Genomic DNA, 25,121 nt, shown 5'->3' on the forward strand with positions numbered 1-25,121 from the left:
GTGCGCGCGGTGCGCGGGGGCTCACTTCTTGCGGTGGCCCACCAGCCGCGGCTTCGCCTCCAGGTTCTCCAGTCCGTGCCAGGACAGGTTCACCAGGTGCGCCGCCACCTCGGCCTTCTTAGGCTGGCGCGTCTCCAGCCACCACTGCCCGGTCAGCGCGACCATGCCGACCAGCGCCTGCGCGTACAGCGGTGCCAGCTTCGGGTCGAAGCCGCGGGCCTTGAACTCAAGACCCAGGATGTCCTCGACCTGCGTGGCGATATCGCTGATCAGCGAGGCGAAGGTGCCCGTCGACTGGGCCACGGGGGAGTCCCGGACCAGGATCCGGAAACCGTCCGTGTAGTTCTCGATGTAGTCCAGCAGCGCGAAGGCCGCCTGCTCCAGGAGCTCCCGCGGGTGCCCGGCCGTCAGCGCGCCCGTCACCCCGTCCAGCAGCTGGCGCATCTCGCGGTCCACGACGACCGCGTAGAGGCCCTCCTTGCCGCCGAAGTGCTCGTAGACCACCGGCTTGGAGACTCCGGCCTTCGCCGCGATCTCCTCCACCGACGTGCCCTCGAACCCCTTCTCGGCGAACAGGGTGCGGCCGATGTCCAGCAGTTGCTGACGCCGTTCGGCGCCCGTCATCCGGACCCGGCGGCTGCGCCTGGGCTTCTCGCTGCTGGAACTGCTGCCGTCGTTTCCCACGCCCCCCATCATGCCGCGTTCGACACTTCTTCCTTGCGCCGGGCGTCGATGCGGGCCTCGGACGGCCAGCGGACGTCGGACGCCCAGCCCAGCTGTTCGAACCAGCGGATCAGGCGCGCACTGGAGTCGACCTGGCCGCGCAGCACGCCGTGCCGGGCCGAGGTCGGGTCGGCGTGGTGCAGGTTGTGCCAGGACTCGCCGCAGGACAGCACCGCCAGCCACCACACGTTGCCGGAGCGGTCGCGGGACTTGAACGGGCGCTTGCCCACCGCGTGGCAGATCGAGTTGATCGACCAGGTCACGTGGTGCAGCAGCGCGACCCGGACCAGGGAGCCCCAGAAGAACGCCGTGAAGGCGCCCCACCAGGACATCGTCACCAGACCGCCCACCAGCGGCGGCAGCGCCAGCGAGAACATCGTCCAGAAGATGAAGTCGCGCGAGATGCGACGGATCGCCGGGTCCTTGATCAGGTCCGGGGCGTACTTCTGCTGGTCGGTCTGCTCCTCGTCGAAGAGCCACCCGATGTGCGCCCACCACAGGCCCTTCATCAGGGCCGGCAGCGTCTCGCCGAAGCGCCACGGCGAATGCGGGTCGCCCTCGTGGTCGGAGTACTTGTGGTGCTTGCGGTGGTCGGCCACCCAGCGCACCAGGGGGCCCTCGACCGCCATCGAGCCCATGACCGCCAGGGCGATGCGCAGCGGCCGCTTCGCCTTGAAGGAACCGTGCGTGAAGTAGCGGTGGAAGCCGATGGTGATGCCGTGGCAGGCGAGGAAGTACATGAAGACCATCAGGCCCACGTCCAGCCAGCTCACCCCCCAGCCCCACGCCAGCGGAACCGCGACGAGCAGGGCGAGGAAGGGGACGGTGATGAACAGCAGCAGCGCGATCTGCTCCACGGACCGCTTGTTCTCACCGCCGAGGGTCGCGGACGGCACGGACGCGCCGGAAGACGCCGAGGCGTCCTCGATCACGTCGGGACTGATGGTCATAGGTGTGTCCCCTGAGGGTGAGGGAGTCGGCAGGCGCGCCGCCCGGCCACACATCCCTACGGGTGCGTAACCTACGGCAACGTAAGTATGGCAAAGGTGCTCCTCGCGGCAAGAGGAGCGCGCCCGGTGCCGGTGTGCGCGGGCCCGCGCACCGTGTCCCGCGGCGCCGGGCGGGGGCCGATCGGCCCGAGTCGCAGGGCGGTCGTCCCGCCTGGTGACACAGGGACCTGGTCACCGGTACGGGCCACCTATCCTGGTGTCGTCGGACAGCGCGGTCCGCACGGGCAGCCCGAGCTGCGCATCAGGAGCGGTGGCTCCGCCGGACCCAGGTCCGGGCAGGCACCACCGCGCGTATCCGGGGCCCACCTCCCAGTAGCGCTCGAAACACTGCAAGGAGCCGCACCTGTGAGCAGTGCCGACCAGGCCCACTCGACCACCGCCCCGGCGACGACCCCCGCCGGCGCGGCCAACGCAGAGCTGCGCGCGGACATCCGCCGCCTCGGCGACCTCCTCGGCGAGACCCTCGTACGCCAGGAGGGCCAGGACCTCCTCGACCTCGTCGAAAAGGTGCGCGCCCTTACCCGCACGGACGGCGAAGCCGCCGCCGAGCTGCTCGGCGACACCGACCTGGAGACCGCCGCCAAGCTGGTGCGCGCCTTCTCCACGTACTTCCACCTCGCCAACGTCACCGAGCAGGTGCACCGCGGCAAGGAGCTGCGCGCCCACCGCGCCGCCGAGGGGGGCCTGCTGGCCCGCACCGCAGACATGCTCAAGGACGCGGACCCCGAGCACCTGCGCGAGACGGTCAAGAACCTCAACGTCCGCCCCGTCTTCACCGCGCACCCGACCGAGGCGGCCCGCCGCAGCGTCCTGAACAAGCTGCGCCGCATCGCGGCCCTCCTGGAGGAGCCCGTCTCGGGCGCCGGCGAGCGCCGCCGCCACGACCTGCGCCTCGCGGAGAACATCGACCTCGTCTGGCAGACCGACGAACTGCGCGTGGTCCGCCCCGAGCCCGCCGACGAGGCCCGCAACGCGATCTACTACCTCGACGAGCTGCACGCCGGCGCCGTCGGCGACGTCCTGGAGGACCTCGCCGCCGAACTCCAGCGCGTCGGCATCGAGATCCCGGCCGGCACCCGCCCGCTCACCTTCGGCACCTGGATCGGCGGCGACCGCGACGGCAACCCCAACGTCACCCCCGACGTGACCCGGGACGTGCTGATCCTCCAGCACGAGCACGGCATCACCGACGCCCTGGAACTCATCGACTTCCTGCGCGGACTGCTGTCGAACTCCATCCGCTACACCGGTGCCACCGAGGAACTCCTCACCTCCCTCCAGGCCGACCTGGAGCGCCTCCCCGAGATCAGCCCGCGCTACAAGCGGCTGAACGCCGAGGAGCCGTACCGCCTCAAGGCCACCTGCATCCGGCAGAAGCTCCTCAACACCCGCGAGCGCCTCGCCAAGGGCATCCCGCACGAGGAAGGCCGCGACTACCTCGGCACCGCCGAGCTGCTCACCGACCTCACCCTCATCCAGACCTCGCTGCGCGAGCACCGCGGCGCGCTCTTCGCCGACGGCCGCATGGACCGCACCATCCGCACGCTGGCCGCCTTCGGCCTCCAGCTCGCCACGATGGACGTGCGCGAGCACGCGGACGCCCACCACCACGCGCTGGGCCAGCTCTTCGACCGGCTCGGCGAGGAGTCCTGGCGCTACGCGGACATGCCCCGCGACTACCGCGGCCGCCTCCTGGCCAAGGAGCTCCGCTCGCGGCGCCCGCTGGCGCCCACCCCGGCCCCGCTCGACGCGGCCGGCCAGAAGACGCTCGGCGTGTTCGGCGCGATCAAGGACGCCTTCGAGAAGTTCGGCCCCGAGGTCATCGAGTCCTACATCATCTCGATGTGCCAGGGCGCCGACGACGTCTTCGCCGCGGCCGTCCTCGCCCGCGAAGCCGGACTCATCGACCTGCACGGCGGCTGGGCCAAGATCGGCATCGTGCCGCTCCTGGAGACCACCGACGAGCTCAAGGCCGCCGACGTCATCCTCGACGAGATGCTCGCGGACCCCTCCTACCGGCGCCTCGTCTCGCTGCGCGGCGACGTCCAGGAGGTCATGCTCGGCTACTCCGACTCCTCCAAGTTCGGCGGCATCACCACTTCCCAGTGGGAGATCCACCGCGCCCAGCGCCGGCTGCGCGACGTGGCCCACCGCTACGGCGTGCGCCTGCGCCTCTTCCACGGCCGCGGCGGCACCGTCGGCCGCGGCGGCGGCCCCTCGCACGACGCGATCCTCGCGCAGCCCTGGGGCACCCTGGAGGGCGAGATCAAGGTCACCGAGCAGGGCGAGGTCATCTCCGACAAGTACCTCGTCCCCTCGCTGGCCCGCGAGAACCTGGAGCTGACCGTCGCGGCCACCCTCCAGGCCTCCGCCCTGCACACCTCGCCCCGGCAGTCCGACGAGGACCTGGCCCGCTGGGACGCCGCCATGGACACCGTCTCCGAGGCCGCGCACACCGCGTACCGCGAGCTCGTCGAGGACCCGGACCTGCCGGCGTACTTCTTCGCCGCCACCCCCGTGGACCAGCTCGCCGACCTGCACCTGGGCTCGCGCCCCTCGCGCCGTCCCGACTCCGGCGCCGGCCTCGACGGCCTGCGCGCCATCCCGTGGGTCTTCGGCTGGACCCAGTCCCGCCAGATCGTCCCGGGCTGGTACGGGGTCGGCTCGGGCCTGAAGGCCCTGCGCGAGGCCGGCCAGGGCGACGCGCTGGCCGAGATGGGCGAGCGCTGGCACTTCTTCCGCAACTTCCTGTCCAACGTCGAGATGACGCTGGCCAAGACGGACCTGCGGATCGCCCGCCACTACGTCGACACCCTGGTGCCCGACGAGCTCAAGCACGTCTTCGCCCGCATCGAGGCCGAGCACGAGCTCACCGTCCGCGAGGTCCTGCGGATCACCGGGGGCGAGAAGCTCCTCGACTCCAACCCGGTCCTCCAGCAGACCTTCTCGGTCCGCGACGCCTACCTGGACCCGATCTCCTACCTCCAGGTCTCCCTGCTGGCCCGCCAGCGGGCGGCCGCCGAGCGCGGCGAGGAGGCGGACCCGATCCTGTCCCGGGCCCTGCTCCTCACCGTCAACGGCGTCGCGGCCGGCCTGCGCAACACCGGCTGAGGTTTCGTACGGCGTACGACGGAGCCCCCGTCACCGGATCGATCCGGTGACGGGGGCTCCGTCGTACGCCGCCTTAACTGTTGTACGTGGACTGCGCGCGCTCCAGGCCCTCCTGGATCAGGCACTCCACGGCATCCGCCGAACGGTCGACGAACCAGTCCAGCTCCTTGCGCTCCGTGGAGGAGAAGTCCTTCAGGACGAAGTCCGCGACCTGCATCCGGCCCGGGGGCCGGCCGATGCCGCAGCGCACGCGGTGGTAGTCCGGCCCCATCGCCTTGGTCATCGACTTCAGCCCGTTGTGGCCGTTGTCCCCGCCGCCGAGCTTCAGCCGCAGCGTCGGGTAGTCGATGTCCAGCTCGTCGTGGACGGCGACGATCCGGTCCAGGGGCACCTTGTAGAAGTCGCGCAGCGCCGTCACCGGGCCGCCTGAGAGGTTCATGAACGACATGGGCTTGGCCAGCACCACGCGCCGGTTCAGCGGTCCCGGCGGGCCCATCCGGCCCTCGACCACCTGGGCGCGGGCCTTGTGCGCCTTGAACTTGCCGCGCATCCGCTCCGCCAGCAGGTCGGCGACCATGAAACCGATGTTGTGGCGGTTGCCCGCGTACTCCGCACCCGGGTTCCCGAGACCCACGATCAGCCAGGGCGCCGCGTCGTCCGACATCAAAAGCTCCTTATACGAAGACGACCGCCGTCCCGCTCCAGTGGAGCCGGACGGCGGTCGTTCAGCAAGTGCTGAAGGTGAGCGGTGAGGCTCAGGCCTCGGTGCTCTCGGCGGCCGGCTCCTCGGCGCCCGCGCCGATGACCTGCAGAACGGCGATGTCGCCGTCGACGGCCAGGGTGGTGCCGGCCGGGAGGACCAGGTCGGAGGCGGTGATGGTGGCACCGGCCTCCAGGCCCGCGATCGAGACGGTGACCTCGGTCGGGATGTGCGTGGCCTCGGCCTCGACGGAGATGGTGTTCTGGAGGGTCTCCAGCATGTTGCCGCCCGGGGCCAGCTCGCCCTCGGTGACGATCGCGACGTCGACGGTGACCTTCTCGCCCTTCTTGACGATCAGGAAGTCGACGTGGGAGATCGAACGCTTCAGCGGGTGCTTCTGAACGGCCTTCGGGATGACCAGCTCGGTGCCGGCGCCCGCGATGTCCAGGGAGATCAGGACGTTCGGGGTGCGCAGCGCCAGCTGGAGCGCGTGGGCGTCCACGTTGACGTGCTTCGGGTCGGTGCCGTGGCCGTAGATGACCGCGGGGGTCAGGGCGTCACGACGGGCCTGACGGGCGGAACCCTTGCCGAAGTTCTCGCGGACCTTCGCGGAAAGCTTGATCTCGGACATGCTCACTCCTCGTGGGGTGACGGAAATGGACGACAGTCACCCGGCCGGAACACGGCCTGCTACGAAGAGCGCGTCGATAACGGAGCATCCCTACCCGTCCGAAAACAGGTACGGCCTCCCTCGCCGAGCAACTCAAGGAGTGTACCCGGCGGGGAGGCCGTACCCAAAAATGATCTAACGCACAGCGGAGGTGCTTACTGCTGCTCTTCGAACAGGCTGGTGACCGAGCCGTCCTCGAAGACCTCGCGCACGGCGCGGGCGATCATCGGGGCGATGGACAGCACCGTGATCTTGTCGAGCTCCAGGTCGGACGGGTCCGGCAGGGTGTTCGTGAACACGAACTCGCTGACCTTGGAGTTCTTCAGGCGGTCGGCGGCCGGGCCCGACAGGATGCCGTGCGTGGCCGTCACGATGACGTCCTCGGCGCCGTGCGCGAAGAGCGCGTCGGCGGCGGCGCAGATGGTGCCACCCGTGTCGATCATGTCGTCGACCAGGACGCAGACGCGGCCCTTGACCTCACCGACGACCTCGTGGACGGTCACCTGGTTGGCGACGTCCTTGTCGCGGCGCTTGTGCACGATCGCCAGCGGGGCGTCCAGACGGTCGCACCAGCGGTCGGCGACGCGTACGCGGCCGGCGTCCGGGGAGACGATCGTCAGCTTGGAGCGGTCGACCTTGGCGCCGACGTAGTCCGCGAGGACCGACAGGGCCGAAAGGTGGTCGACCGGGCCGTCGAAGAAGCCCTGGATCTGGTCGGTGTGCAGATCGACCGTGAGGATGCGGTCGGCACCCGCGGTCTTCAGCAGGTCGGCGACCAGGCGGGCCGAGATCGGCTCGCGGCCCTTGTGCTTCTTGTCCTGGCGGGCGTACCCGTAGGACGGGACGATCACGGTGATGGAGCGTGCCGACGCGCGCTTGAGCGCGTCGATCATGATCAGCTGCTCCATGATCCACTTGTTGATCGGAGCCGTGTGGCTCTGGATCAGGAAGCAGTCCGCGCCACGCGCCGACTCCTGGAAGCGGACGTAGATCTCGCCGTTCGCGAAGTCGAAAGCCTTGGTCGGCACGAGGCCGACACCGAGCTGGTGCGCGACCTCCTCGGCCAGCTCGGGGTGGGCGCGGCCGGAGAAGAGCATCAGCTTCTTCTCGCCGGTCGTCTTGATCCCGGTCACAGCACTGTCTCCTCAGACGTGGGAAAGCTGCTCGCCCCCATGTGCGTCCGTCCCGCACACGGTGAGCCAGCCGAATTGCGTTCACCTATCACGGTACGCCGTCTCGGGCGTAGCCGTTTCCGGTCAGTTCACCTCAGCGTTCGTCGGAGTCCTCGTGGACCGCCGACTGAGCCGCCGTTGCGGCGGCACTTCCCGGACGCTTGCGGGCCACCCAGCCCTCGATATTCCGCTGCTGGCCACGGGCCACGGCCAGGGCGCCGGGCGGCACGTCCTTCGTGATCACGGAGCCGGCGGCCGTGTAGGCGCCGTCCCCGATGGTGACGGGAGCCACAAACATGTTGTCCGAGCCCGTCTTGCAGTGTGAGCCGACGGTGGTGTGGTGCTTGTGCTCACCGTCGTAGTTCACGAACACGCTGGCGGCGCCGATGTTCGTGTACTCGCCGATCGTCGCGTCGCCGACGTAGGACAGGTGCGGGACCTTGGTGCCCTCGCCGATCGTGGCGTTCTTCATCTCCACGTACGTACCGGCCTTGGCCTTCGCGCCCAGGTTGGTGCCCGGACGCAGGTAGGCGAAGGGGCCGACGCTCGCCGAGGCGCCGACGACGGCGGATTCCGCCACGGTGTTGTCCACCCGGGCGCCCGCACCGACGTGCGTGTCCTTCAGGCGGGTGTTGGGGCCGACCTCGGCCTGCTCGGCGATGTGCGTGGTGCCGAGCAGCTGGGTGCCGGGGTGCACGATCGCGTCCTGGCCGAAAGTCACCGTCACGTCGACGAGCGTGCTCGCCGGGTCGACGATCGTCACGCCGGCGAGCATGGCGCGCTCCAGCAGGCGGGCGTTCAGCAGGGCGCGGGCCTCGGCGAGCTGGACCCGGTTGTTGATCCCGAGGATCTGCCGGTGGTCGGCGCCCACGGCCGCGCCGACGCGGTGGCCGGCCTCGCGCAGGATGCCGAGCACGTCGGTGAGGTACTCCTCGCCCTGGCTGTTGTCGGTGCGGACCTTGCCGAGGGCGTCCGCGAGGAGGGCGCCGTCGAAGGCGAAGACCCCGGAGTTGATCTCGCGGATGGCGCGCTGGGCGTCGGTCGCGTCCTTGTGCTCGACGATGGCGGTGACCGCCCCGTCGGTGCCGCGGATGATCCGGCCGTAGCCGGTGGAGTCGGGCACCTCGGCGGTCAGCACGGTGACGGCGTTGCCGTCGGCCTCGTGCGTGGCCGTCAGTGCGGCCAGGGTCTCGCCGGTCAGCAGCGGGGTGTCGCCGCAGACGACGACCACGGTGCCGGCCGGCCGGTCGCCGAGCTCTTCGAGGGCCATCCGGACGGCGTGCCCGGTGCCGTTCTGCTCGTACTGGACCGCGGTGCGGACGTCGGCGTCGATCGTGGCCAGGTGCGCGATGACCTGCTCGCGGGCGTGGCCGACGACGACGACGAGGTGGGTGGGGTCCAGCTCGCGGGAGGCGGCGACGACGTGACCGACGAGCGAGCGCCCGCTGATCTCGTGCAGAACCTTGGGTGTGGCCGACTTCATGCGGGTGCCTTCACCCGCTGCGAGTACGACGACGGCTGCCGGGCGGTTGGCGCTCACGGGTGTGCCCTTCGGCTTCGGGTGGTGGACCCGTGAAGGATACCGGTGGGTTTAAGGCCCTAAACGAGGGTGGGTCCCGACTGCGAAGTCAGGACCCGGACCGTGGGCTCCCCTGTCAGGACTCGAACCCGAACATAAGGCACCAAAAGCCTCAGTGCTGCCAATTACACCACAGGGGATTAATCGACTAAACCAGACATTAAGCCCTGGTGGTCGAGCCGACGGGACCTACTATGCCGCACCAGGCGCCCTGAATGCGACGGTACAAATCCGAGCCCTTCAGCGGGATTTCCGGTCGCCTCCGGACCGGGGCCGCTGCGTAGGCTGGACCGCATGACCAGTACGGGGGAAGAGCAGGGAAGGGCGGGGGCCGGGCGGGACGGGCCCTTGTGGTGGGAGCGGCGCAGGTCGGCCGTGTTGGACGTGGGGCTCGCCGCGGTCTCGGCCGTCGAGTGCGGGGTGGAGGGCGTCGGGTTCGCCCGCGAGGCCGGGATCCCGGTCTTCGCCGGGGTGCTGTTCGGGTTGCTGATCGGGTCCGTGCTCGTGCTGCGGCAGCGCTGGCCGATCGTGGTGGTGCTCGTCGGCATCGCCGTGTCGCCGGCGGCCATGGGCTTCCTGCTCGGGGTGGTCGGGCTGTACACGCTGGCCGCCTCCGAGGTGCCCCGGCGGATCACCGCGACCCTGGCGTCGATGTCGCTGGCCGCGACCTTCGTGGTGATGTACGTACGGACCCGGGCCGACCCGGAGGTCACCCTCACGCTCGTCATCACCCTGTCCGTGTTCGTCGCGGTGGCGCTGACCGTGCCGCCGGTGCTGTTCGGGCTGTACACGGCGGCCCGCAGACGGCTGATGGAGAGCCTGCAGGAGCGGGCGGACTCGCTGGAGCGGGAGCTGTCGCTGCTCGCGGACCGGGCGGAGGAACGGGCCGAGTGGGCCCGTACGGAGGAGCGGACCCGGATCGCGCGGGAGATGCACGACGTCGTGGCGCACCGGGTGTCGCTCATGGTGGTGCACGCGGCGGCGCTCCAGGCGATCGCGGCCAAGGACCCGGCGAAGGCGGCGAAGAACGCCGCGCTGGTCGGGGACATGGGACGGCAGGCGCTGACGGAGCTGCGCGAGATGCTCGGCGTGCTGCGGGCGGAGGCGCCGAAGCCGGCGGCCGTGACGGCGCCGGTGGCGCTGGTGGGGAGCTTCGACGACGGGCCGACGCTGGCCGAGCTGGAGGTGCTGGTCGGCCAGTCGCGGGCGGCCGGGATGATCGTGGAGCTCGACGTGCGCGGCGAGTGCTCCGCGTACGTGGCGGAGGTGGAGCAGACCGCCTACCGCGTGGTGCAGGAGGCGCTGACCAACTGCCACAAGCACGCTCCGGGCGCACGCGTCGTCGTACGGCTGGCGCACCGGGAGGGCGAGGTGGCCATGCAGGTGGAGAACGGCCCCTGCGACGGCAAGGCGGCCGAGCCGGGGCTGCCGAGCGGCGGGAACGGCCTGGTCGGCATGCGCGAGCGGGTGCTCGGCCTGGGCGGGGTGTTCGTGTCCGGCCCGACGGACGAAGGCGGCTTCAAGGTCTCGGCGGTCCTGCCGAGCGGACGGGGGTAGCGGGGATGGCCTGGGATCCGGTGGCGGAGCTGACGGACGAGGAGCGGGGGTTCTTCGGGCTGTACGGTGCGCGCCGTCCGTACTGGGAGGAGCGGCTCTGGACGAACGTGCCGGGGCCCTTCTACACGCGGGACAACGACAACTGCTGGACCGGGCGGATCGAGGCGCCCGACAACGTGCTGTACGAGGGCGCGTGGTTCACCGAGTACGTGTTCCGCCAGCCGCGGAACCCGGCGCAGGTGCGGGCGCTGGCCCGGGCCGCCGGCGCCGAGGTGACGGGTGGGTACGCGTGCGACGGGGACGAGCGGTGGACGCCGGACCTGGTGCGGGAGTGGTGGGCCGGCCGGGGGCGGGTCGAGGAGGATCTGTCGGCGGCGCTGGCCGAGTTCCGGAAGCACTCCGATGAGCAGAACCTGGACGCGGCGCTCGGAGTGCGGGATTACCGCACATACCTGGCGGGCGCCCTCGCCGATGATCTGCGGGCGTATCTTTTCCGGCTGGAGGAAGGCCGGTACCCGGAGGCCGGGGAGCGGCTCCCGCAGCTGTGACGCGGGGCGACAGGGGGGAAGTGGGGATGACGGTGGGCTGGGATCCGGTGGCGGAGCTGACGGACGAGGACCGGAAGCTGTTCCAGGGGCGATGGGAGAAGCGGCTCTGGCTGAACGTGCCGGGGCCCTTCTACACGGGCGAGACCGACACGTGCTGGACCGGGCGGCTGAACGCGCCCGGCAACGTGATGTACGCGGCGAGCACCGAAGGCACCCTCGAGTACGTGTTCCGGCAGCCGCGGAGCCCGGAAGAGGTGCGCGACGTGGTGAACGCCGCGGACGAGGAGCCCTTCCAGGAGTACGCGTACGACGGGGACCGCTGGTGGACCCCGGAGACGGTGCGCCGGTGGTGGGCCGGGCGGGGCCGGGTCGAGGAGCACCTGGCGCTCACGCTGGCGGAGTACATGAACAGCGTCCACCCCGCCGACCGCGACGCCGCGGCGGGGGCCCTGGAGTTCCGTGCGTACCTGAAGGACGGGCTCGCCGATGATCTGCGGGCGTACCTCTTCCGGCTGGAGGAGGGCCGCTACCCCGTGGAGGGGGAGCGGCTCCCCGCGCTGGACTAGCCCGTCGTCAGACGGGTCGGCTGGAGGCCGGTCAGGAGGAGGGTGAGGGCCTCGTCGAGGCTCGCACCGAGGTACCAGTCGCCGGTGTGGTCCACGCAGTAGACGCGGCCCTCGCGGTCGAGGGCGAGGTGCGAGGTTCCGTCGGCCTCGACGCCCAGCGGGCAGAGCTGCGTGGAGAGGGCGCGCCCGAGGTCCGCGAAGGTCCGGGCGAGGTGCAGGCCCGTGAGGGGGTCCATGCGGATCGAGGTGGGCGCGATCTGGCGGCCGGGGCCCGGGGCGGTGAGGGTGAGGTTCCCGAACTCCGCCCAGGCCTCGACGGCGGCCGGGAAGACGGTGTGCCGGTGCCCGGCGGGGGTGGTGTGGTCGCGCAGGGCGTCGGCCCAGTACTCGGCCTGCTTGATGTCCCAGCGGCCCGGCTCCCAGCCTGCGGTGCGCAGGGCGGAGTCCACGGCGACGGGGAAACGGGTCGCCGAGGAGCGGGCGTACGAAGCGGAAGCGGTGGTCATGGCGGCTACTCGGGGTGGGAGAGGTCGACGGGGCGTACGCCGAAGTGGGCGAGGAGGGCCTCGCAGGAGCGGCAGGGAGGTGCGTAGCTGCCGTGGAGCGGGTCGCCGTCCTCGCGGATGCGGCGGGCGGTGATCTTGGAGTGCTTCAGCGAGCGGCGGGCCTCGCTGGGGGTGAGGGGCTTGCGCGAGGCGCGCTTGCTGCGGGCGCCCTCCACGGTGGCGAGGTGGCGGGAGAGCAGGATCGCCTCCGGACACCGGCCGGTGAAACGTTCGCGCTGGCCGCTCGTGAGGGTGTCGAGGAAATCCTGTACGAGGGCGTGCAGTACGGGCGGCTGGTCGGCCTTGCCGGCGGTGCCGGTGAGGGTTTCGCCGCGTACGGACAGGGCGGCGGCCACGGTGGGCAGGATCCCGTCCCGGCGGAAGCGCAGCGTGGGCACGGCGGGACGGCCGTCCCCGCCGCCGCCCCAGCGCAGGCGGGGATCGCCCGCACCCTGGTCGGCCGCGGTGCCGGGCTGCGCCGGGACGGCCGCCGGGCCGCCGGTTCCGGCGGGGCCGCCGGATCCGGCAGGGCCGCCGGTTCCGGCAGGGCCTGCGGGGTCCGCGGATCCCGGGGCTCCCGCGCCTCCTGAGTGGGCGTCGGCCGCTCCTGTACGTGTTGCCGTGTTCTGCATGGTTGCGCTTTCCCTCCCGTGGCCGCGGTGCTGACCGCTGTCGCGCACGCCCCCGTGCTGTGGGGACAGCCTGTCAAATGTCTCCTCGCCTGTGGAAGCGGGGTCGAATATTCGTATCAATTCGGATCTTCCCGGCCGTCCCGCGGGGTCCCCGCACACGTGCGGGTGACGTCCTCGCCGGAGCACATAGGCTGTGGTGAACCAGCCAGATCCAGCAGGGGGCTACCGCCATGACGACAGGTCGGCTCGGGCATCAGGCCGCGCCACCCAACGCCGCTTACTCGGGGCAGGTCGTGCATTTCCCGGACCCCGTCCGGGCCGCGCGCCATCCCCACGGAGTCCGCATCGACGCGAACGGACATCCCGACCTCGCGCCGTACGCGCGCGCGGCCGTCGAGATCGCCGAACCGCCGGAGGGCTTCGGCGTGGACGAGCTGCGCCTGACCGACTGCGTGTCCGCGAACGCGGCCATGCGGGCGACGGGCCACGAACTGTGGGACACGGTCGGCCCGGTGTCGACCCCGCATGGATGGACCTGGCACCACGTGTCCGGCACGCGCCGGATGGAGCTGGTCCCCGTCGAGGTGAAGTGCCTGCTGAGGCACCACGCCGGTCTGGCGACGGCGGCGGTGGACCACGGCAAGCGCGGGACGCGGCCGTTGCAGGAAGTGCGCCCGGTGCACCTGGGACTGCCCAAGACGGTGGTCTCGGTGTCCGAGCAGCAGGTCCAGGGCGTCGAGGAGGACCTCGGCTACCGGCTCCCGGAGGCGTACCGCTCCTTCCTGAAGGCGGCGGGCGGCTGCGCGCCGGTGGGCACGGGGCTCGACGTGGAGCTGGGACTGCTGGTGGACCAGCCGTTCTTCACGGTGCGCGAGGAGGCGGCGGTCAACGACCTCGTCTACGTCAACAAGTGCCTGCGGGACCACCTGACGAAGGACTACCTGTGCGTGGCCTTCGCCCAGGGCGGGCTCCTCGCGGTGAAGGTGCGCGGGGAAGCCGTCGGCTCGGTCTGGTTCTCGCCATACGACGATGCGCGCGACCAGGACGGCTGGTCGGTGCAGGAACGCGTGGAGCGGTTGCTGCTGCCGTGCGGTACGGATTTCGACGCCTTCCTGGAACGCCTGGCGGGCAATCCGCCGGAACTGGAAACGGTGGCCGGTCTGATGGTGGACGGCGGATTCGCGCGCTCGGTTCCCGTGACGGGGCAGGGCTCGGGTCCGGGTTCGAGTGCGGGTTCGGCGGAGCGTTCGGTTCCGGGTGCCGGGTCGGCAACGGCACCGGTGGAGGGGTGACGGCGCGATGGTGACGTTTGCGCAGGCGCAGGAGCGCGCCGAGGAATGGATCAACGGGGACGTGCCCGCGTACCAGCACCGCGAGGTGCGCGTACGGGAGTTCGGACTCGGTTTCGTGGTGTGGGCGGAGGACCGCCCCGCGGGCCCGGTGTCCGGGGGCGGCCGGCAGCGGCTCGTCATCGCACGGGACAGCGGGGAGGTGACGCTCTGGCCCGGCCTGCCGGTGGGTGAGGTGATCCGCCGCTACGAGGAGGAGTACGGGGCGTCGGCAGCCCAGGCCGAGGCTTCGGTGCCGGTGCCGCGCATCGACTCGGAACAGACCTCGTTCATGCTGAGTCCGCCCGAGTGGCTCCAGGAGGCGGCGGACCGGGCGGGGATCCCGGCGGCTCCGGCTGCTTCCGCGACCCCGGTGGCTCCGGCGGCCCCTTCGGCGCCGGTCGGGCAGGCGGCTCCGACCGCTTCCGGGGCGGGCTCTGCGGAGCCGGGTCCGGAGCCCGTGCCGCTGCGGCGCGGGGGAGAGGTCCCCTACGAGCCGACCGCCAACGACGGGGTGCCCGCCGCGGTCCCGACCGGGGCCACGCCCTGGGCCGGGACCGACGTGAACCCCGGTGCGGACTCCGTGTCCGTACCGCTGCCGGCGACGGTGTTCGCGCCGCCGCTGTCCGGGTCGGACCTGGACGACGCCCCGGCGCCGTCGGGGCCGGGCCCGGAGGCGCGCACGACCCTGATGCCCAGGGGCAGTGAACTGCCGAAGACCGCCGTCGTGCCCGCGCTGGACCCGGAGTCGGGGTCGGGGCGGGGCCAGGCGTCCGGTCAGGGTCCGTCGTCCGGTCAGGGCCCGTCGTCCGGGTCCGGTTCCGGTTCGGTGTCCGGCGGGGACATCGCCGACGCGCCGACGAGCAAGGCCCGGGTCAACCGGCCCGGGGCCCCCGCGCCCGTGACCCCGCCGGGTCCGCCCGGTACGCCGGGCGGCGGCGCGGAGTCGCCTTCGTACGCCGCCACGATGCTGGCCGCCCCGGGCGGACCGCAGCAGCCGGGTCCGCCCGGCCCGCCCGGAGCTCCGGGTGCGCCCGGTGTGCCCGGCGGCGGGCTGGACCATGCCGCGACGATGCTGGCGGGTCCGGCCGTGACCGGGCAGCCCGCGCCTCCCGGTCCGCCGGGGGTTCCCGGGGCTTCGGGCGGGCGCGGAGACGCGTACGCCGCCACGATGCTGGCCGGTCCCGGTGGGCCGCAGCAGCCGGGTCCGCCCGGTCCTCCCGGTGTCCCGGGTGCCGGGCAGCCGCCCGCGCCGCCCGGTCCCCCCGGTGTGCCCGGCGGCGGGCTGGACCATGCCGCGACGATGCTGGCGGGTCCGGCCGTGACGGGACAGCCCGCGCCTCCCGGTCCGCCGGGGGTTCCCGGGGCTTCGGGCGGGCGCGGAGACGCGTACGCCGCCACGATGCTGGCCGGTCCCGGCGGGCCGCAGCAGCCGGGTCCGCCCGGTCGTCCCGGTGTTCCGGGCGGCGGGCAGCCGCCCGCGCCTCCCGGTCCCGCGCCGCAGTCACCCGTACACGCGCCGCAGGCACCCGCGCCGCAGGCCTCCGCCCCCGGGGTCCCCACGGTCGGCCCCGGCTACCAGGCCGTGCTGCGCTACCGCGCGCCCGACGGCTCCGAGCAGCAGCTCATCCGCCGTTCCGCGCCCGGCACCCCGCACCCGGAGTGGCAGATCCTGTACGAGCTGCGGGCGATGAACGTGCCTCCGCAGCAGGTGCTGGAGCTGCACACCGAGCTGGCCTCGTGCGAGCTGCCCGGCGGCTACTGCGCGCGGATGATCCGCGAGACCTGGCCGCAGGTCCGCATCACCAGCGTGGCCCCGTACGGGACGGACCACGCGGGCCGGCAGCAGGGCATGCGGCACCTGCTGACCCACCAGGGCGAACTGCACCAGGTGGCGGACGGACCGGCGCGCCCCGCGCCGGTGCGCGCACCGCTGCCGCAGGTGCCCTTGCAGCCGGCGATCCCGCTGGACGCGATCGCGCAGGAGCTGGCGGGGGCGTTCGGGCCGCAGGGGGTGTTCCGCTTCGAGCAGCGCGCCGTGTCCCGGCAGGGCGTGCCGGAGATCGTGGCGCAGACGCTGATGTGGTCCGGACTGCCGGTCGATTTCGGGCCGTTCTTCTGGGCCCAGGCCGTACCGGGTGCCCCGCTGCCGACGCTGGCCGAACTGGCGGCGCAGCGGCAGGTGCAGCCCGCCTCGGACGCGGGCTCGTACCTGGTGGTGGGCAGCGACTTCGGCAAGGCGCTGTGCGTGCAGTACGGAACCGCGCACATCGTGGCGGTCCCGGTGGAGAGCGGTCCGGGCGGGGCGCCGGTGCCCCCGCAGTTCGTGAACTCCTCGCTGCCGCAGTTCGTACGGTCCCTGGCGATGCTGGGTCACATGTGGCGGCTGCGCCAGCATCTGACGCCGGAGCAGGCGGGCCGCTGGACCGTCGACTTCCAGGCGAACCTGGCAGGGCTGGACAGTGCCGCGCTCGCGTCGCCGGAGAACTGGTGGTCGGTGCTGCTGGAGCAGATGTGGGACGGGCTCCTCTGACCGGTTCCTGCTGATCTCGCGCGGATCCTCCGCCGATCCGGATGGCCGGGTCGAGACCCTCGAACAGGGTCTCGGCCCGGCCATTCGGGCTTCTGTGAGCAAATGACGCATCCTTGGCAGGAACCCCCGCGAGAGAGGCGCTTCCAGGATGAGTGCACCCTTTACCACCGTGCGCGTCCGTGGCTACCGGGCGGAAGAGGTGGACCGGTACCTCGCCCGGCTGTCGGGGAGCCGGGACGAGGCCTGGGAGCGGGTGGCCCGGCTGACCGTGCTGGCCAAGCAGATGGAGGCGGAGGCGGAGCGGCTGCGCGTGGAGGTCTCCGGACTGGCCCCGCAGACGTACGAGGAGCTCGGCGAGCGCGCCCGCCGGATCCTGCTGCTGGCCGAGGAGGAGTCCGAGACCCTACGGGGCGACGCGCGGGCGGACGCGCTGGCGGCGGCGGCCGCCGCCGAGGCGCACGCCGACCGGGTGGCGGAGCTGGCGCGCGGCGACGCGGAGGCGGTGCGCGAGCAGACCGAGGTCAGGGCCCGGCAGGCACTGCTGCGGGCGGGCCGCGAGGCGGACGACGTGCGGACCGAGGCGCGGGACGACGCGGCGGCCTGGCGGGCGGAGGCGCAGGCGGTGCTGGCGGACACGGCCCGCAGGGCGGACGCCCTGCTCGCGGAGCGCGAGCAGGAACACGCGGAGCGCCGGGACGCGGCGGAGCGGGAGCTGGCGGCGCGGGAGGCGGAACTGGCGTCCCGGCACGCGGAGCTGGAGCGGTACGCGGAGTCCCGGCTGGCGGAGGCGAAGCGGGCGTTCGCGCAGGCCCAGGAGACCGCCCGGCACGGCCAGGAGGACGCGGAGGCGAAGGCGGCGGAGCTGATCGCGGAGGCGCGGGTGCGGGAGGAGCGGGTCGGGCGGGAGACGGAGCGGATCCTTCGGGAGCACGGGGAGTCCCAGGACGAGATGCGGGCCCACATGAACCACGTCCGCTCCAGCCTGGCCGCCCTGACGGGCCGCGCCCCGGCCGAGGGCTGACCCGGCCGGATCCGCGCGCCGCCGCTGCCGGGGACCAGTCCCCGGACCCCTGCTCCTCAAACGCAGGAGGGGCTGGATCTGGCCGGCGTAGGCCAGTACGTGCGCCCAGGTGGACTGCGAGGCCGGCCACATCCAGCCGTCCGGCGTTTGAGGACCGGGGTCCGGGGCGGAGCCCCAGGAGGGGTCCGGGCGCAGCCCGGGGAACGGGCGAAGGGCGGGTGGGGGAACTCCGCCCCGCGCAGCGGACCCGTCAGGACGGGTGCTCGGACAGCGGGGCGGACGGCTGCTCGGGCAGCGCGGGGGACGGCTGGTCGGACGACGGGGCGTACGGCGCCGGGTCGCTGCGGAGGCCGTGGGAGGTGACCACCACCGTGAAGGCGGGCGGCGCCGTCGCGGGGAGGGCCGCGGTCAGGGCTCCGGACGGGGTGACGGTCGTCGGGAGGGCGCTGCCGTCCACCTCGACCCGCGGGTTGTCCCCGAAGCCGCCGCCCTCGACCGTCAGGAGACCGTCCGTCAGGGACACCCTCGTGATCACGGGATTCCCCCGCACCGCCACCTTGTTCAGGAGGTACGCCCCGGCCGGCGCCCCGGTCAGCGCCCACATCTCCGCCGGCAGCTTCGGCAGCCCGCCGCCCACGTCCGTCAGGAAGAACGCCACCACGTACAGCATCGTGACCGCGCTCAGGGCGACGTACTGCAGGTCGACGAGGTCGGTCCGCCCGCCGTCGTTCGCGATCAGGTCGTGCACCGGGCGCCGCTCCGTGCCCTTCGGCGCCGGTTTGGCCATGGAGCCCCGCTCCACCCGCATGCCGACCACCGCCTTCGCCGCGATGAGGGCGGCGTACGGGCCTCCGAGCAGCGGGAGGTAGACGGTCGTCAGGGAGGACAGGGGTCCCTCGGGGCCCTGGAACCAGTCGACGCCGCCGCCCGCGGTGAGTCCGTAGCCGAGGGTCGCCAGGAGCAGCCAGACCAGGATCACCGTCCAGGCCAGGGCGAGCGTGGTCGAGGTGGAGAGGCGCCCGTCGCGGCCGGTGACGAAGCCGGGGTGGCGGAGCAGGCGCAGGACGATCGGGCCCGCCAGGGCGGCGAGTAAGGCGAGTGCGAAGAGCGCGGACGTCATGTGTGGTCCCCCCGGAAGTGCGGCGTCTCCGCAGAGGGTTACCGACTCAGCCCGAGCATGACAAGTTCCCGGCCCCTCCGCGGCATCGACTTCGCGCCATCCCGGCCGGGCCCGCCCGCACCGCCGCCCTCACCCCTCCCGCTGCTCCGGCAGCACCGGGAACCGGCGCGGCGCCACCAGCAGCAGCACCAGCGCCGACGCGGCCGCCGCGAGGCTCGCGCCGAGGAAGATGTGGTCCCCGGCGGCGGCCACCGCCCGGCGCAGGTACTCGGCGGCCTCCGGGGGAAGGAGGCCGGGGTGGCTCAGGGCCCTGGACACCTCGTCCAGGTTCGAGGGGAGCCCGGGCACCGGGGCCTGCGACAGCCGGGAGGCGATGGTGGCGTTGGCGACGGCCCCCAGCAGCGCCGCTCCGACGCTCTGCCCGACGTTGCGGCAGAACAGCACGGAGGCCGTCGTGGTTCCGCGCTCCTCCCAGCCCACCGTGGACTGGACCCCCACGATCAGCGGGAGCTGGAAGAGGCCGAGGGCCGCGCCCAGCAGCAGCATGATCAGCACCGGCTGCCAGGCCGGGGCGGGGTAGGGGAGCACGGCGAAGGAGCCGAGGACCAGGGCGGCCAGCCCGACCCCGGTGGCGGCGGTGTTGCGGAAGCCGATGCGCCGGTAGACGTGCTGCGCGAGGGCGGCGCTGATCGGCCAGCTCAGGGTCATCGCGGAGGCGACCAGGCCGGCGCCGGTGGGGCCGAGGCCCAGGACGGACTGCGCGTACGTCGGCATGAACAGCATCGGGGCGACCATCAGCAGGCCGAGCCCGCCCATGGCCAGGTTGACGGCGGCGATGGTGCGCCGGCGCCACACCCAGCCGGGCAGGATGGGCTGTTCGGCCCGGCGTTCGATCCAGACGACGAGCACGCCCAGTGCCGCGGCGGCTCCGAACAGGACCAGCGAGGGCGCCGACAGCCAGGGCCAGGCGACCCCGCCCTGGACCAGCGCGAAGAGCAGCAGCCCCCCGCAGGCGAAGACGGCCACGGCTCCCGGCCAGTCGACGGGGCCGGTGCGGCCGGGGGGCCGGGTGGGCTCGACCAGGTGGCGGCTGATGATCCACAGCGCGGCGGCGGCCAGCGGCAGGTTGAGCAGGAAGATCCAGCGCCAGTCGGTGTACGTGGCGATCAGCCCGCCGAGCGCGGGGCCGGCCAGCGCCGATCCGGCCCAGACCACGGACATCCGGGACTGGATGCGCGGCCGGTCCTTGAGCGGGTACAGATCGGCGGCCAGGGTCTGCACGGTGCCCTGCAGGGCGCCGCCGCCCAGGCCCTGGAGGATCCGGAAGGCGATGAGGGCGGCCATGTTCCAGGCGGCCGCGCACAGCAGGGAGCCGATCAGGAAGAGGCTGATGCCCAGGAGCAGGACGGGCTTGCGGCCGTAGGTGTCGGAGAGCTTGCCGTAGACGGGCAGGGTGACCGTTCCGGCCAGGATGTAGCCGGAGAAGATCCAGGAGAAGACGGCGAAGCCGCCGAGGTCGCCGACGATCTGCGGGACGGCGGTGGCGACGATGGCGCCGTCGAGGGCGACGAGGCCCATGGTCAGCATCAGGGCGGCGACGACGGCCTTGCGGGGCCGCCCGGGCGGGGAAGCCGCCTTGGCGGAGGCTTGGCCTCCGGATCTGCCCCGGTCGTCCTCGGGTATGCCACCGGCACTGTCGTCGGTACTCGCGCCCGTGCTCTCCCCTGAGCCCATGAAAAACCCTTCACCCCGTGCTTACCTGCGCGGACACCATCTCACTGCGGCATTACGGGGTGGTATCCCCCGAGGGGGCCTCGTCCCAACGGGCGAGATCCCCTAGGGGTTGGTCCTCATAAGGGTCCAGGGACGCTTCGTCCCGGGGGAGGAGGAGGAAAGGCCGCGGGCGTCCTTAACTGGTTACTACAGGGCGGGAGTCCGGGGGGTAGGGCTAGCACCCCTATGGATACGGCGATTGGCACCAGCGCGCCGCGGCACCCCTCCCGACAGACTTCGAATGAAGCGCATCACAGCGCACGGACCGACGACCAGACGCAGCAAGAACGAGGGGAAACACCGTGACAACGGCTATGACCGAAACCAGGCACGGGGGTACTGGAGGGCATGAGGCCGTCGCGGCGCGGGCACGGAAGGTCGTCAAGGCCTACGGCTCCGGCGAGACGCGGGTCGTCGCCCTCGACGCGGTGGACGTGGACATCCACCGCGGCCAGTTCACCGCGATCATGGGGCCCTCGGGCTCCGGCAAGTCCACGCTCATGCACTGCCTGGCCGGTCTGGACACGGTCACGAGCGGCCAGATCTTCCTGGACGACACCGAGATCACCGGCCTGAAGGACAAGAAGCTCACGCAGCTCCGCCGCGACCGGATCGGCTTCATCTTCCAGGCCTTCAACCTGCTGCCGACGCTCAACGCCCTGGAGAACATCACGCTCCCCATGGACATCGCCGGCCGCAAGGCCGACGCGGAGTGGCTGAACCGGGTCGTGGAGACCGTGGGTCTGGCGGGCCGCCTCAAGCACCGCCCGACCGAGCTCTCCGGCGGCCAGCAGCAGCGCGTGGCGGTCGCCCGCGCCCTGGCCTCCCGGCCCCAGATCATCTTCGGCGACGAGCCCACCGGAAACCTCGACTCCCGGGCCGGCGCGGAGGTGCTCGGCTTCCTGCGCCGTTCGGTGAACGAGCTGGGCCAGACCATCGTCATGGTCACCCACGACCCGGTCGCCGCCTCCTACGCGGACCGCGTCATCTTCCTCGCGGACGGCCGGATCGTGGACGAGATGTACACGCCCACCGCCGACCAGGTCCTGGACCGCATGAAGGACTTCGACGCCCGTGGGCGGACGTCATGACCGTCATGAAGACCGCGCGGCGCAACTTCTTCGCGCACAAGGGACGCATGGCGCTCTCCGCCGTGGCCGTCCTGCTCTCCGTCGCCTTCGTCTGCGGGACGCTGGTGTTCACGGACACCATGAACACCACCTTCGACAAGCTGTTCGCCGTCACCAACTCCAATGTCACGGTCACGCCGAAGGAGGCCGAGGACACCGGGGAGACCCCCGACACCGGCAAGCCGCAGGCGCTGGCCGGCTCGGTCGTCGAGCAGGTGAAGAAGGCCGAGGGCGTGAAGTCCGCCGAGGGCGGTGTCGCCTCGATGGCGGTCACCGTCGTCAACTCCAAGAACGAGAACCTCGGCTCGACCACCGGAGCCCCGACCTTCGCGGGCAACTGGACCGAGAACGAGCTGAAGTCGATGAAGATCATCGAGGGGCAGGCCCCGCGCGGCCCCACCGATGTGATGATCGACAGCGACACGGCGAAGAAGCACCACCTCAAGCTCGGTGACGACATCCGCACCATCACCGTCACCGGCGACATCCGCTCCAAGATCACCGGCATCGCCGCCTTCACCGTGACCAACCCGGGCGCGACCGTCGTCTACTTCGACACCGCCACTTCGCAGCAGAAGCTGCTCGGCGCCCCGGACGCCTTCACCCACGTGAACGTCACCGCCAAGGACGGGGTGAGCGACGCCCAGCTCAAGCAGAACGTCGCTTCCGCCCTCGGCGCCGACACCTACAAGCTGCAGACCGCGAAGGAAGCCGCGGACGCCAACAAGAAGAACATGGACTTCCTCGACATCATGAAGTGGGTGATGCTCGGCTTCGCCGCGATCGCCTTCCTCGTCGGGATCTTCCTGATCTTCAACACCTTCTCGATGCTGGTCGCCCAGCGCACCCGGGAGATCGGCCTGATGCGGGCCATCGGCGCCGACAGCGGCCAGGTCCTCAAGTCGGTGGTCATCGAGGCACTGCTGCTCGGCGTGGTCGGCTCGATCCTCGGCGTCGCCGCCGGCATCGGACTGGCCGTCGGCCTGATGCAGCTCATGAGCCAGCTCGGGATGAGCCTGTCCACCGAGGACCTGACCATCGCCTGGACCACCCCGGTCATCGGCATCGTCCTCGGCGTCGTCGTCACCGTCATCTCCGCCTTCATACCGGCCCGCCGGGCCGGCAAGGTCTCCCCGATGGCCGCCCTGCGCGAGTCCGGCACCCCCGGCGACAAGAAGGCGGGCCGGATCCGTGCCGCCCTGGGCCTGGGCCTCACCGGCATCGGCGCCGCGGCCCTGTACCTCGCCGGTACCGCGGACGCCGCCGGGACCGGAGCCCAGTGGCTGGGTCTGGGCGTGCTGTTCACCCTCATCGGGTTCATCGTGATCGGCCCGCTCCTCGCGAGCGTCGTGGTCCGGGCCCTGTCCGCGCCGGTGCTGCGGCCCTTCGGCTCCATAGGCCGCCTCGCCGAGCGCAACGCGCTGCGCAACCCGCGCCGCACCGGTGCCACCGCCGCCGCGCTGATGATCGGCCTCGCGCTGGTCGCCTGCCTGTCGGTGGTCGGCTCCTCGATGGTGGCCTCGGCCACCGACGAGCTCGACAAGTCGGTCGGCGCGGACTTCATCGTCCAGTCCCAGACCGGGCAGCCGGTCGTACCGCAGGCCGAGGAAGCGCTGCGGAAGACCCAGGGCCTGGCACACGTCACCGCCTACCGGGAGATCGACGCCAAGATCACGGCTCCCGACGGCACCACCGAGAAGGACGGGATCGGGGTCCAGGACCCCACGTACGCCCAGGACGTCCGCCGCAAGACCACCGCCGGCCAGCACGCGGACGCGTACAAGCCGGGCTCGATGTCGGTGGGCTCCGAATACGCCACCAAGCACCAGGTCAAGCTCGGTGACGAGCTGACGGTCGCCTTCACCGGCGGCAAGACCGTCAAGCTCAAGGTCGCGGCGATCACCAGCGACGAGGGCAACCTCGACAAGGGCATGAAGTACGTCAGCACCGCAGTCGCCGAGGCGAACCTGCCGGCCGACAAGATGCCCCGGCCCTTCATGGTGCTGGCCACCGCGAAGGACGGCCAGGACGACGCCGCCTACGCGGCGGTCAAGTCGACGCTGGCCGAGTACCCGCAGTACCAGGTGCTCAACCAGACGGACTACAAGCAGGCGCTGAAGGACCAGGTCGGCCAGCTCCTGAACGTGGTCTACGCCCTCCTCGCCCTCGCGATCATCGTCGCGGTCCTGGGCGTGGTGAACACCCTGGCCCTCTCGGTGGTCGAGCGGACCCGCGAGATCGGCCTGATGCGCGCCATCGGCCTCTCCCGCCGCCAGCTCCGCCGCATGATCCGCCTGGAGTCCGTGGTCATCGCCCTCTTCGGCGCCCTGCTGGGCCTCGGTCTGGGCATGGGCTGGGGCGCCACCGCCCACCAGCTCCTCGCACTGGAGGGCATGAAGATCCTCGAGATCCCGTGGCCCACCATCCTCGGCGTGTTCGCCGGATCCGCCCTGGTCGGCCTGCTGGCCGCCCTGGTCCCCGCCTTCCGGGCGGGCCGGATGAACGTACTGAACGCGATCGCCAGCGAGTAGTCGCCGGCCGGTCGTACGGGGGAAGAACCCGGCCCCGCCTCACCCCTTCGGGTGGGGCGGGGCCGGGGTCGTTCACACGCTCATGACGGGCACGTCGTAGAGCGGGATGTGCTTGTCCCGGGTGACGAGGGTGAGTCCCTCCGTCTGGGCCTGGGCGATCAGTATCCGGTCGAAGGGGTCCTTGTGATGGGCGGGCAGCCGCCCCGCCCGGACGCCGTGCTCCGCGGTGATCGGCAGGGGTAGGAACTGCGTGTCCCGAGCGCGCACCGCCAGGTCTTCCGGACTGTTCAGCTTTCCCGTGGCCTGCTTCACGGAGATTTCCCACGGGGTCACGGCGCTCATGTAGACGTACCGCTCCTGGGCCAGGAGATCCCGTGTTTCTTCGGACAGCTCACCGCCCAGCCACCACAGGACGACGTGCGTGTCGAGCAGAATGCTCATGCGTCGGCCCCGAAGGCCTCGGCGAACCCGTCGGGGAGCTCGTCGAAGTCGTCGGCGATCTCGACCAGGCCGCGCAGCGATCCGTAATCGGTCCGCATGACCTTCCCCGCGAGCGGGATCACCTTTGCGACCGGCTCGCCGGCCTTGCTGATGATGACTTCTTCGCCGGTGGCGACGGTCTCCAGGATCTTGGAGAAGTTGGTCTTCGCCTCGTGGACGTTGTACTGCCGGGCCGCTTCCATCGCGTACTCCAGGGCATGAGGGCAGGAGTGGACTAAGTGCCGGGCTAAGCGTAATCGGATCGGCCCAGTCCGCGCCAGCTCCGTCACCCCCACGGGGACCCGAATCCCACGCGCGGGTGTCGGACCCGCGTCGTAGGGTGGGAACCCCCGGCCCGTTCGACGTGTCGGGTCCTTCGCGTTGCCGCCTCG

21 protein-coding genes and 1 tRNA gene are annotated in these 25,121 nt (G+C 71.8%); 9 read left to right on the plus strand and 13 right to left on the minus strand.

The genetic code is table 11. From position 1 onward, the window contains the following. Positions 1 to 21: 21 nt before the first annotated feature. Together OG898_RS16085 and OG898_RS16090 are read right to left on the minus strand one after the other, a co-directional pair. Entirely contained in the window at positions 22 to 693 is a 672-nt protein-coding gene (locus OG898_RS16085; protein ID WP_250737780.1) for a TetR/AcrR family transcriptional regulator, read from the minus strand. Then, positions 693 to 1,673, minus strand: a complete 981-nt coding sequence (locus tag OG898_RS16090; RefSeq protein WP_250737447.1) for a fatty acid desaturase — start codon at positions 1,671 to 1,673, stop codon at positions 693 to 695. The genes OG898_RS16085 and OG898_RS16090 overlap by 1 nt, the downstream gene beginning before the upstream one ends. Before the next feature lie 477 nt (positions 1,674 to 2,150). Here OG898_RS16090 and ppc point away from each other — a divergent pair, with 477 nt between their 5' ends. Continuing rightward, a complete protein-coding gene (gene ppc / locus OG898_RS16095; protein WP_266960276.1) occupies positions 2,151 to 4,844 on the plus strand; it encodes a phosphoenolpyruvate carboxylase in 2,694 nt (897 codons plus the stop codon). A gap of 73 nt (positions 4,845 to 4,917) precedes the next feature. On the opposite strand, the gene pth is transcribed toward ppc, so the two are convergent. The 5 genes from pth to OG898_RS16120 form a co-directional block, all read right to left on the minus strand. After that, positions 4,918 to 5,508: an aminoacyl-tRNA hydrolase gene (gene pth, locus OG898_RS16100; RefSeq protein ID WP_250737445.1), complete on the minus strand. Its 591-nt coding sequence runs from the start codon at positions 5,506 to 5,508 to the stop codon at positions 4,918 to 4,920. Between the two features lie 91 nt (positions 5,509 to 5,599). Next, positions 5,600 to 6,175 (minus strand): 50S ribosomal protein L25/general stress protein Ctc, encoded by a 576-nt coding sequence (locus tag OG898_RS16105; protein WP_250737437.1) that lies wholly within the window; start codon positions 6,173 to 6,175, stop codon positions 5,600 to 5,602. Positions 6,176 to 6,369: 194 nt separating this feature from the next. Next, the gene (locus OG898_RS16110) at positions 6,370 to 7,347 is read right to left on the minus strand and encodes a ribose-phosphate diphosphokinase (protein ID WP_112451977.1); all 978 of its coding nucleotides are present in this window, start codon (positions 7,345 to 7,347) and stop codon (positions 6,370 to 6,372) included. Positions 7,348 to 7,480: 133 nt separating this feature from the next. Next, entirely contained in the window at positions 7,481 to 8,926 is a 1,446-nt protein-coding gene (gene glmU, locus OG898_RS16115; protein ID WP_266957586.1) for a bifunctional UDP-N-acetylglucosamine diphosphorylase/glucosamine-1-phosphate N-acetyltransferase GlmU, read from the minus strand. A gap of 107 nt (positions 8,927 to 9,033) precedes the next feature. Further along, a tRNA-Gln gene (locus OG898_RS16120) sits at positions 9,034 to 9,105 on the minus strand. Between the two features lie 154 nt (positions 9,106 to 9,259). Between OG898_RS16120 and OG898_RS16125 the strand changes: the two genes are divergently transcribed. The 3 genes from OG898_RS16125 to OG898_RS16135 are packed head-to-tail and all read left to right on the plus strand — an operon-like array spanning position 9,260 to position 11,636. Continuing rightward, positions 9,260 to 10,522, plus strand: a complete 1,263-nt coding sequence (locus OG898_RS16125; RefSeq protein ID WP_266957588.1) for a sensor histidine kinase — start codon at positions 9,260 to 9,262, stop codon at positions 10,520 to 10,522. Positions 10,523 to 10,527: 5 nt separating this feature from the next. Then, on the plus strand, positions 10,528 to 11,070 hold the full coding sequence (locus OG898_RS16130) for a ferredoxin (RefSeq protein WP_266957590.1): 543 nt from the start codon (positions 10,528 to 10,530) through the stop codon (positions 11,068 to 11,070). A gap of 26 nt (positions 11,071 to 11,096) precedes the next feature. Next, a complete protein-coding gene (locus OG898_RS16135; RefSeq protein ID WP_250737412.1) occupies positions 11,097 to 11,636 on the plus strand; it encodes a hypothetical protein in 540 nt (179 codons plus the stop codon). On the opposite strand, the gene OG898_RS16140 is transcribed toward OG898_RS16135, so the two are convergent. Further along, positions 11,633 to 12,142, minus strand: a complete 510-nt coding sequence (locus OG898_RS16140) for an SUKH-3 domain-containing protein (RefSeq protein WP_250737410.1) — start codon at positions 12,140 to 12,142, stop codon at positions 11,633 to 11,635. The genes OG898_RS16135 and OG898_RS16140 overlap by 4 nt on opposite strands. A 5-nt stretch (positions 12,143 to 12,147) precedes the next feature. Further along, positions 12,148 to 12,615, minus strand: a complete 468-nt coding sequence (locus tag OG898_RS16145) for a YwqJ-related putative deaminase (protein WP_266960278.1) — start codon at positions 12,613 to 12,615, stop codon at positions 12,148 to 12,150. 428 nt (positions 12,616 to 13,043) lie between these two features. Between OG898_RS16145 and OG898_RS16150 the strand changes: the two genes are divergently transcribed. From OG898_RS16150 to OG898_RS16160, 3 genes are all read left to right on the plus strand, one after another. Further along, positions 13,044 to 14,105 carry an SMI1/KNR4 family protein gene (locus OG898_RS16150; protein WP_250737396.1) on the plus strand — a complete coding sequence of 354 codons (1,062 nt, stop codon included), beginning with the start codon at positions 13,044 to 13,046 and terminating at the stop codon, positions 14,103 to 14,105. Positions 14,106 to 14,112: 7 nt separating this feature from the next. Further along, positions 14,113 to 16,674 (plus strand): SUKH-4 family immunity protein, encoded by a 2,562-nt coding sequence (locus OG898_RS16155; protein ID WP_266957595.1) that lies wholly within the window; start codon positions 14,113 to 14,115, stop codon positions 16,672 to 16,674. Positions 16,675 to 16,822: 148 nt separating this feature from the next. Continuing rightward, positions 16,823 to 17,695 (plus strand): DivIVA domain-containing protein, encoded by an 873-nt coding sequence (locus OG898_RS16160; RefSeq protein ID WP_250737374.1) that lies wholly within the window; start codon positions 16,823 to 16,825, stop codon positions 17,693 to 17,695. A 250-nt stretch (positions 17,696 to 17,945) separates the two neighbouring features. On the opposite strand, the gene OG898_RS16165 is transcribed toward OG898_RS16160, so the two are convergent. Then, positions 17,946 to 18,815 carry a hypothetical protein gene (locus tag OG898_RS16165; RefSeq protein ID WP_250737371.1) on the minus strand — a complete coding sequence of 290 codons (870 nt, stop codon included), beginning with the start codon at positions 18,813 to 18,815 and terminating at the stop codon, positions 17,946 to 17,948. Between the two features lie 129 nt (positions 18,816 to 18,944). Further along, on the minus strand, positions 18,945 to 20,549 hold the full coding sequence (locus OG898_RS16170) for an MFS transporter (RefSeq protein ID WP_266957598.1): 1,605 nt from the start codon (positions 20,547 to 20,549) through the stop codon (positions 18,945 to 18,947). 341 nt (positions 20,550 to 20,890) lie between these two features. On the opposite strand from OG898_RS16170, the gene OG898_RS16175 reads away from it, so the two are divergent. After that, positions 20,891 to 21,679 carry an ABC transporter ATP-binding protein gene (locus tag OG898_RS16175; RefSeq protein ID WP_250737366.1) on the plus strand — a complete coding sequence of 263 codons (789 nt, stop codon included), beginning with the start codon at positions 20,891 to 20,893 and terminating at the stop codon, positions 21,677 to 21,679. Continuing rightward, a complete protein-coding gene (locus tag OG898_RS16180; protein WP_266957601.1) occupies positions 21,676 to 24,249 on the plus strand; it encodes an ABC transporter permease in 2,574 nt (857 codons plus the stop codon). Before OG898_RS16175 ends, OG898_RS16180 begins: the two co-directional genes overlap by 4 nt. 72 nt (positions 24,250 to 24,321) lie before the next feature. Here the strand turns inward: OG898_RS16180 and OG898_RS16185 are convergent, their stop codons facing one another. Both OG898_RS16185 and OG898_RS16190 read right to left on the minus strand, forming a co-directional pair. After that, positions 24,322 to 24,690, minus strand: coding sequence for a type II toxin-antitoxin system VapC family toxin (locus OG898_RS16185; protein ID WP_250737359.1), 369 nt, complete (start codon positions 24,688 to 24,690; stop codon positions 24,322 to 24,324). Then, positions 24,687 to 24,932, minus strand: a complete 246-nt coding sequence (locus OG898_RS16190) for a type II toxin-antitoxin system Phd/YefM family antitoxin (protein WP_250737355.1) — start codon at positions 24,930 to 24,932, stop codon at positions 24,687 to 24,689. Before OG898_RS16190 ends, OG898_RS16185 begins: the two co-directional genes overlap by 4 nt. Positions 24,933 to 25,121 lie beyond the last annotated feature (189 nt).

The sequence above is a fragment of the Streptomyces sp. NBC_00193 genome (genome assembly GCF_026342735.1).
Taxonomy (GTDB): domain Bacteria; phylum Actinomycetota; class Actinomycetes; order Streptomycetales; family Streptomycetaceae; genus Streptomyces; species Streptomyces stoeckheimensis.